Here is an 8,414-nt window from a genome sequence, read left to right as displayed (position 1 = left end):
TTGCTAAGGATGTTGTAAAGATTATTAATCGATAACCATTTTTTCACTTTTAACCTATCAAAAAAACTGCCAAGAACAGTATAATTTTCACAAAATTTCATCTCAAATAAACAGAGAATTCTAAAAAAGTATTCTACTAGCTTGTAAGTATAAGATTTTTTAAGCGACCTCTTATCCAAAGATAATCGCTATGAAAAAAAAATCGTCTTTATTTACATTCCTTCTCTTACTACTAGTTTTTAATTGTATCGGAGAAGACGTCATTAATGATACTGTAGAAGCAGAATTAAGAATTCTCAACAACATTGAAAATCTATCAGTATCTGAATCTCATCAATTCAATATTTCATTTTTTAATAATGTTGGTGAAGAAGAACCTATTACTGTGTCTTGGACTAGTTCTAATACATCAGTTGCTGTTATAACCCAAGAAGGGTTACTCTCTGGAGTTTCTGAAGGTGAAACTACAATATCTGTTTCAGCTCAGTACAATAATACATTAGTAGAAAACTCTACTATTGTTACCATTGTTGATGGTGAAGTTATTAATCTACCTAATGAAAAATCTGGAAATATAGTAACTACAAGTAGTTATGCTTTATCTGGAAGCTTTACCCTTACTGAAATTGAAAATACCGAAAACCTTCTTTTAAGCTTTTCAGATGACTATAACGCTTCTACGAGTTTACCAGGATTGTATTTGTATTTAACTAACAACCCTAACTCTATTGCAAATGCACAATCTCTGGGACCAGTTTCAGTTTTTAACGGATCTCATACATATACTATAGATAACACCGGAATTAATGATTTTTCTTATCTGCTTTATTGGTGTGAGCCATTTGGAGTAAAAGTAGGAGGGGGTACTATTAATGATTAATTATTCTTTTAACATGAGACATAAAAATATTCTAGTGTACTTTACTGCACTAACACTGCTATTTTCATTTCAGAACATAGAAGCACAATGGGTTAACAAAAAAGGAGATGGCTATTTTAAACTTAGTGCTTGGTATTTAGAAACAGACCAACACTATACTGATACAGGTGAAATAGATCCTAATGTTACACGCGGAAACTTTAACCTAAATCTATATGCAGACTACGGAATTACTGATAACTGGGACATTGTGGCTTACATTCCGTTTTATGCCAGAACATATCAAAACGATGTGGTATCTGGTACAACAGGAGAAACTATAGAACAAGGGGAATCTATTAACTCTATTGGTGATATTGATATAGGAATAGAATATAAACTATACCATTCTCAAAAAATATCTATTTCTACTACACTAACACTTGGTTTACCAACTGGAGAAAGTCAAGGTGGCTCCGATGGTAGTTACCAAACTGGTGATGGAGAATTTAATCAGTTTTTAAAGGTTGGATTGGGTCTACCCTTTAAAATCAAAAATGCCTCCTTATACTCTAAAGCATATTTTGGGTTTAATAACAAAACAAAGGATTTTTCAGATGAGTTTAGAGCAGGATTAGAATTTGGACTTAGCTTATTTAATAAAAAAGTATGGTTAATTGCTAGATCAGATATTGTAGAGTCGTTCAAAAACGGAAGTTTAAATGCCCAGAACTCACAAGGAAGTATTTTTGCCAATAATATAGAATACATAGGCTTAGGTGGTGAAATAAGCTATTTGTTCTCCAAAAAAATAGGTTTTTCTTTAAACTATACAGGTGCTATTAGTGGCCGAATCATTGCTGCTAACCCTTCTATATCTGCTGGTGTTTTTTTCAATCTAAAATAAACTAGCATTAAATTAATTAGTAAAACAGCTTGAGTTTCCACTCAAGCTGTTTTTTTATAATATTTTATTTCAATCTTTACCAAAAGGATTACCTGCTAGTTTTTTTAATTCTTCTTGGGTAATTAAATCCCCTTCTATTGGTTCTTCAATGTCTTCAACCTCTGTATGATTCAGTTCTATTTCTTTAACGATATAACTAAACTTATTATCATAAAACTCTAAAATTAAACCAGGCAGATTATTAACACCTTTTGGCCCATGCTTTACAGGTAAATCCTTTGTAAACCAGGCTATTCGTTTTTTATTAGAACTATCTATAGCCTTTATACACAAATACTCATTAATTGTTTTTTCTTCTTCAGTAATCGTCCAATTTATAGTTTTGCTTTTTAGACGGTACTTTTTATGTGGTAAACTAAATGTGCTAATATTGTAATCTCTGCTCCAATCTGTATAAAAATAACGTTCACCTCCTGCTCGTATCCATGTAAAATTAACTCCTGTAGGAGTAATTGAGATAAACCCATCATTGTTTTCAAATGAGGGAGCGTCTTTATCCTGAACATAATAACCAGCAATGCTATCATTAAAAATTAAATAAGACTCTACGGGTTGTGCTTCATTAAGCATCTTTAAAGCTTCATTTCTAGAATCTGTATTTTCAGGATTTTCATAAGGAGCCTCTAACTTTGTTTTATCTAAAGACACCAAGTATGTGATTTTTCCTTTAGTTTGAGAAAAACCAAAATAAATATTAAAAACGAAAAGGGTATAAAGAATGTTTTTCATACCCGAATTTATAAAAAAATTCTAAACCTATATATTTCAGTAATTTCAAGGTTAAATAATTATTCAAATTGCATATTCTAGGTTAAATCTATTATTTAGATATTCATTTTGTAACTTCGCAATAACTAAATTTCAATACATTAATGGGCTTACTCATTTTTTACGCTGTAATTTCAATTTTCTTTTCATTTCTGTGCTCTATTCTAGAAGCTGTTTTACTCAGTATCTCACCTACATTTATCAATGTAAAAAAGAAAGAAGGCAAAGCATACGCTAACGATTTAGAAGAATTAAAAAAGGATGTTGATCGTCCTTTAATTGCCATTCTTACACTTAATACCATTGCGCATACTGTTGGTGCTATTTTAGTTGGTGTACAGGCTAAAGCTGCTTATGCTGAACTTTATGGCAGTACAAAACAATCACTTTTAGGTATAGAATTTACCGAAGATGTAATGGTAGGATTGGTTTCTACTATTATGACGATCTTGATTTTAGTAGCTTCAGAAATTATTCCTAAAACTATTGGTGCTACCTTTTGGAAACAACTTGCTAATTTCACTGCTAAAGCACTAAATATTTTAATATTTCCTCTAAAATGGACAGGTATTTTATGGCTACTACAACTCACTACAAAATTAATTGGAGGCAAAGGTCACCATGGTAGTGTGTTAAGTCGCGAAGACTTTCATGCTATGGCAGATATTGCCCATGAAGAAGGTGTTTTTCAAGAGAACGAAAGTAAAGTCATAAAAAATCTTTTAACCTTTAAAGATGTACAGGCTAAAGATATTATGACTCCTCGTACAGTAATGAAAACTGAAAACGAGAATACTACAATAGAAGATTTCTTTAACGCAAATCAAAACATTCGTTTTTCACGTATTCCTGTTTATACCGAAGACTCCGATAATATTTCTGGATTGGTATTAAAAGACGAAGTATTTAAAGAAATGGCACTAGATAATAAAACCAAATTATTATCTGAAATTAAGCGAAGCATCATCATTGTTAACAGAAGTCTTCCTATTCCAACACTTTTTGAAGAGCTGGTTGAAAGCAGAAATCATATGGCTTTGGTAGTAGATGAATACGGTTCTGTGAGTGGCTTAGTAACTATGGAAGATGTTATTGAAACACTTCTTGGGTTAGAAATAATGGACGAGAGCGATAATGTTTCGGATTTACAAATGTTAGCCAGAAAAAGCTGGGAAACCAGAGCTAAACGATTAGGACTACTAGAAAACGAGAGCCCAAAAAACTAATGGATATCTGCTATATTGAAACACCTCTTGGACATGCAAAAATTATTGGTAACAATAATGGCATAGCCTCAGTTTCGATTTTAGATACCAAAGAAGAATTATCTGAAATTATTCCAGAATCGCTTTTAGATTGCGCCACACAACTTAAAGCTTATTTTAATAATCAGCTCAAAAATTTTGATTTAAAATTAAATCCTGAAGCGACTGTTTTTCAGAAAAAAGTTTGGAAACAACTCTTAGCGATTCCTTATGGTAAAAGCATCTCTTATCTAGAGCTATCTAAACAATTAGGAGATGTTAAGGCTATTAGAGCTGTCGCAAATGCCAACGGAAAAAATCCACTTTGGATTATTGTGCCATGCCATAGAGTTATAGGAAGTGATGGTAGTCTTACTGGTTATGCTGGCGGACTTTATAGAAAACAATGGCTACTTAACCATGAAAGTGAATACAAACAGCAAACTCTTTTTTAGATGTATAAAACTAGCACAGAGTTTTTAAAAAGATTCTTTAAGGTTTCTACCATATACAAATATGGTTTTAACTGGTCGCCAATGTATCGCAGAACAACCGCTAAATTAATTGAGGTTAGTGACGATTTACATTTTGTAAAGATTAGAATGAAGCTTAATTGGAAAAACAAGAATTATGCAGGCACTATTTTTGGAGGAAGCATGTTAGCAGCCACAGATCCTATTTACATGATACAATTAATTCAAATTTTGGGCAATGATTATGTAGTTTGGGATAAAGCCGTAGAAGCACGCTACAAAAAACCTGCAAAGACTACAATATATGGTGAATTTCATTTTAGCAAAGAAGAAATAGATACTATAAAACAACAAGTAGCAACAAATAATGAGATCGATATTTTAAAAACGATGAATCTTGTTGATACAGAACAAAATATAATTGCTACTTTTAATAAAACGCTTTACATAGCAGATAAAACTTATTATAAAGAAAAACTTAAGAAGCGTCAATCACTAAATTAATGCTATGCTAGGTATACATATATGCCTAAGCGCTTTAAAATTTCAAAATAATAACACATATGAAATTCTTAAAAAAACTACTTAAATTCCTTGTTATCTTTTTCGGTTTGTTAATTGTTGTGCTATATGCTACAGATACAGATTATCTTATCAAAGCTGTACGCACAATATATATGAAAGGGCATACCACAGCTTACCTCGAAGATTATAACCATTTCGATAATAAAACAATTGAAGCCAGCGACAACCCACAATCCTGGCCAAATCACCAAGATTACAATTCGGTTAAACCAACAGAAGCTTTAGCTAAAGCCAATAAAGATTGGGGAACCATAGCATACGTTATCATTAAAAATGATAGTATCTGGTTTGAAGAATATTACGATGGTTTTGGTGAAGGTTCAAAATCCAATTCCTTCTCAATGGCAAAAAGTTATGTATCTGGCTTACTTGGCAAAGCCATAATGGAAGGGCATATTAAAAGTTTAGATCAACCCGTTTGCGATTTCTTACCAGAATTTTGCGAAGACAAAGCCGCTAAAATGACGGTTGGAGACTTATCATCTATGTCTTCTGGAACCAATTGGGACGAAGCTTATTATTCACCATTATCTATAACCACAAGAGCTTATTTTGATGATGATTTAGCTAAAGTAAGTAACGGACTAAAGGTTGTTGACGAACCTGGAAAAGCTTTTAAATACGCTAGTGGTGATACACAAATGTTAGCTATGGTTATTGAAAAAGCTACAGGTAAAAAACTCTATCAATATCTTGAAGAAAGTTTTTGGAAACCTTTAGGCAGTGAAAATAGCACATTATGGCAAGTAGATAGTGAGGATCATGATTTGGTAAAAGCCTATTGCTGTATTGCTAGTAATGCTAAAGATTTTGCGCGATTCGGAAAACTATACAAAGACCATGGCAAATGGAATGAAAAGCAAATCTTAGATTCTGCGTTTGTAGCTAAATCTGTAGTACCGCGTTTTCCGGAAAGTCCAGAATATGGTTATGGCTTTTGGATGAATGATTATCTTGGAAAAAACTTTTTTATGATGCGAGGCCATTTAGGTCAATATGTTATTGTTCAGCCTCAAGACAATATCATTATCGTTAGGCTTGGACATTCAAAAGGGCCAGGTAATCCATTAGAAACTTTTACTGATGATATTGGTCTATATGTTGAAGAAGCTTATGAGATGTTAGGATTATGATTTCAAAACTCAATCTCGAAAACATATTATTCTTAGATATTGAAACTGTTCCGGAAACGGAACAATTTTCAGATTTAGATGTAGCCAAACAAGAGCTTTGGGAGGCTAAATCTAGATATCAACGTAAAGAAGAATTTTCTGCAGAAGAGTTTTATGACAGAGCTGGTATTTGGGCTGAGTTTGGTAAGATTATCTGTATTTCAGTTGGGTATTTTAAAATGGAAGGAGATATTAGAAGTTTTAGGGTTACCTCGTTTTATGGTGATGAAATAAAAATTCTAAAAGATTTTAAAAACTTAGTCATCTCTCATTTTAGTCAAAACAAACATCTATTATGTGCTCATAATGGTAAAGAATTCGATTTTCCTTATATCTCCAGACGCATGATTATTCATAATATAGAATTGCCATACAAACTCAATCTCTTTGGTAAAAAACCATGGGAAGTGCCTCATCTAGACACTTTAGAGCTATGGAAATTTGGTGATTATAAAACCTACACATCACTTAAATTATTAACTAACGTTTTAGGAATTCCTTCTCCTAAAGATGATATTGATGGTAGCGAAGTTTACAATGTATATTATCAAAACAATGATATAGACCGTATTATCAATTATTGCGAAAAAGACACTGTTGCAGTAGCTCAAATTTTATTGAGACTACGTGGAGATGAGTTATTACAAAACCACGAAATTAAACATATATAAAAAACCCAGAAGAATTAATTCTTCTGGGTTTTTCTTAGGTTAGGGTTAATAGACTAATGATTAGTCCTTAATAAACTTCTTAGTGATAATTTCATCACCATCATTAACCTCAATAAAGTACATTCCACCATCAAGTTTAGAGACGTTAATTTTTCCCTCTGAAATTCCATTTAAAACTGTCCTTCCTTGAATATTAACTATTCTATATTTAAATGTTTCTAAGCTAGGTATTTCAACATTTAGTATACTTCCTTTTACTGGGTTTGGATATAAGTTTATATCTAATTCAGCAATTTCTGGCGATTCTGCATATCCAACAGCTTCTAATTGATTTCCTTTTCCTTTAGAGCTTCCTGAAATTCCAGTTATTGTTACTTGATCAATAAATATCTGATCTTGATTTCCAGAAGCATCACATTGGAATCTGAATCCAGAATTCACAGCAAAGTTATATTGTGCTGGTGTTAAAGTAACAGTAGCGTTATAAAAGGTGTTATTTTCTATATCAGTTCCTCTAGCCCAAGTTTGTACTGTACTCCACGTTGATCCGTCATAAAAACGTAACCAGAAATCCTCACCATTTTCCATACTAAATACATAGAAATAAAAATCTATTTCAACAGATGAATAAGGAGATACATCTATATTTGAAAGTGTCATAGCTGAAGCTACACCAGAATTGTCTCTAATTCTTATTGAATAATTACCTTCGTAAGAATTTGCAGAACTTACTCTAGCACAATCGCTTCCGCCATCTTGCCAGTTGTCCCATCCGGTTTCAAAATAACCTTCGTTTAACACAACATTAGCTGTACTACAAGGCGCACAAGAAGAACCTCCACAATCTACACCTGTTTCGTCTCCATTTTGTATACCATCATTACATGTTGGTGCAGCTGGTTCAAATAATTGTACATCATCTATAGCTATATCTGCTTGCCAAGTACTACCAACAAAACGATTAAATCTTACCTGAATATTATTTCCTATATAAGCCGATAAATCTAGCTCTACTTTTAACCATTGATTGCCTTGATTACCTGTTTGATTCCATATACTAGTCCAATTAGCACCATCATCATCAGAGATTTCAAGGTCAATAGAACCCATATTTGATGCTCCATACATATGATATTGGAAACTAAACACTGGATTTGTAAGTCCACTTAAATCAAAACATGGTGATGTTATTATTGCTCTTTTATCAGGATAACCTGTTCCATTTCCTGAAGCTTCAACATAGATGTAATCTGAACCTTGCACAGCACTTGATGGTCCAGTACCACTTGAAGGTGTTCCGCTTGCATCTACAGTCCAATTTAAATCATCTGCAGTAGATTGTGACCACATTCCTATAGAACCTTCAAAACCTTCAGCATAAGGATAAGTTGAAACTCCTCCAGAACATCCAGATGATGGATCAGATACATTAACAGTTCTAACAACTTCTATTGCCGCATTACCTGCCGCATCACTTACATTATAAGTTACAGCATAGCTATTTGCTAAACTTGTATTAACATTATTAACTACCACAATACTACTTGTTAAATCTCCATCAAGATTATCTGTAGCTGTTGCTCCTTGATCTGTATAAGTATCACCAACTGTAAGATTTATTGTAGATGAACCAATTAATGTAATTACTGGCGGTGTTGTATCTGCATTTACATTT

The 8,414-nt window shown here is 32.7% G+C and carries 9 protein-coding genes; 7 read left to right on the top strand and 2 right to left on the bottom strand.

The window, feature by feature from the left end; translation table 11 throughout:
* Positions 1–190: 190 nt before the first annotated feature.
* Both N4A42_RS12675 and N4A42_RS12670 read left to right on the top strand, forming a co-directional pair.
* A complete protein-coding gene (locus tag N4A42_RS12675; RefSeq protein WP_294074601.1) occupies positions 191–880 on the top strand; it encodes an Ig-like domain-containing protein in 690 nt (229 codons plus the stop codon).
* Between the two features lie 13 nt (positions 881–893).
* Complete coding sequence (locus N4A42_RS12670) at positions 894–1,766, top strand: hypothetical protein (RefSeq protein ID WP_294074598.1); 873 nt, start codon at positions 894–896, stop codon at positions 1,764–1,766.
* 69 nt (positions 1,767–1,835) lie between these two features.
* Here N4A42_RS12670 and N4A42_RS12665 read toward each other — a convergent pair whose 3' ends face one another.
* Positions 1,836–2,555 carry a GLPGLI family protein gene (locus N4A42_RS12665; RefSeq protein WP_294074595.1) on the bottom strand — a complete coding sequence of 240 codons (720 nt, stop codon included), beginning with the start codon at positions 2,553–2,555 and terminating at the stop codon, positions 1,836–1,838.
* Between the two features lie 143 nt (positions 2,556–2,698).
* Here N4A42_RS12665 and N4A42_RS12660 point away from each other — a divergent pair, with 143 nt between their 5' ends.
* Genes N4A42_RS12660 through N4A42_RS12640 form a run of 5 tightly spaced genes read left to right on the top strand, consistent with a single transcriptional unit; the run spans position 2,699 to position 6,739 of the window.
* A complete protein-coding gene (locus tag N4A42_RS12660; protein ID WP_294074592.1) occupies positions 2,699–3,820 on the top strand; it encodes a CNNM domain-containing protein in 1,122 nt (373 codons plus the stop codon).
* A complete protein-coding gene (locus N4A42_RS12655; RefSeq protein ID WP_294074590.1) occupies positions 3,820–4,293 on the top strand; it encodes a methylated-DNA--[protein]-cysteine S-methyltransferase in 474 nt (157 codons plus the stop codon). The genes N4A42_RS12660 and N4A42_RS12655 overlap by 1 nt, the downstream gene beginning before the upstream one ends.
* Positions 4,294–4,815 carry a DUF4442 domain-containing protein gene (locus N4A42_RS12650; protein WP_294074587.1) on the top strand — a complete coding sequence of 174 codons (522 nt, stop codon included), beginning with the start codon at positions 4,294–4,296 and terminating at the stop codon, positions 4,813–4,815.
* Between the two features lie 59 nt (positions 4,816–4,874).
* Positions 4,875–6,029 carry a serine hydrolase gene (locus N4A42_RS12645; RefSeq protein WP_294074585.1) on the top strand — a complete coding sequence of 385 codons (1,155 nt, stop codon included), beginning with the start codon at positions 4,875–4,877 and terminating at the stop codon, positions 6,027–6,029.
* Positions 6,026–6,739 (top strand): 3'-5' exonuclease, encoded by a 714-nt coding sequence (locus tag N4A42_RS12640; RefSeq protein ID WP_294074582.1) that lies wholly within the window; start codon positions 6,026–6,028, stop codon positions 6,737–6,739. Before N4A42_RS12645 ends, N4A42_RS12640 begins: the two co-directional genes overlap by 4 nt.
* 60 nt (positions 6,740–6,799) lie before the next feature.
* Here the strand turns inward: N4A42_RS12640 and N4A42_RS12635 are convergent.
* Positions 6,800–8,414 (bottom strand): immunoglobulin-like domain-containing protein (locus N4A42_RS12635; RefSeq protein ID WP_294074580.1); only part of this gene is annotated, 1,615 nt, incomplete at its 5' end.

Origin of the sequence: Winogradskyella sp., from assembly GCF_025210595.1 — a bacterium.
GTDB lineage: Bacteria > Bacteroidota > Bacteroidia > Flavobacteriales > Flavobacteriaceae > Winogradskyella.
This window is presented reverse-complemented; position numbering and strand designations above follow the sequence as displayed.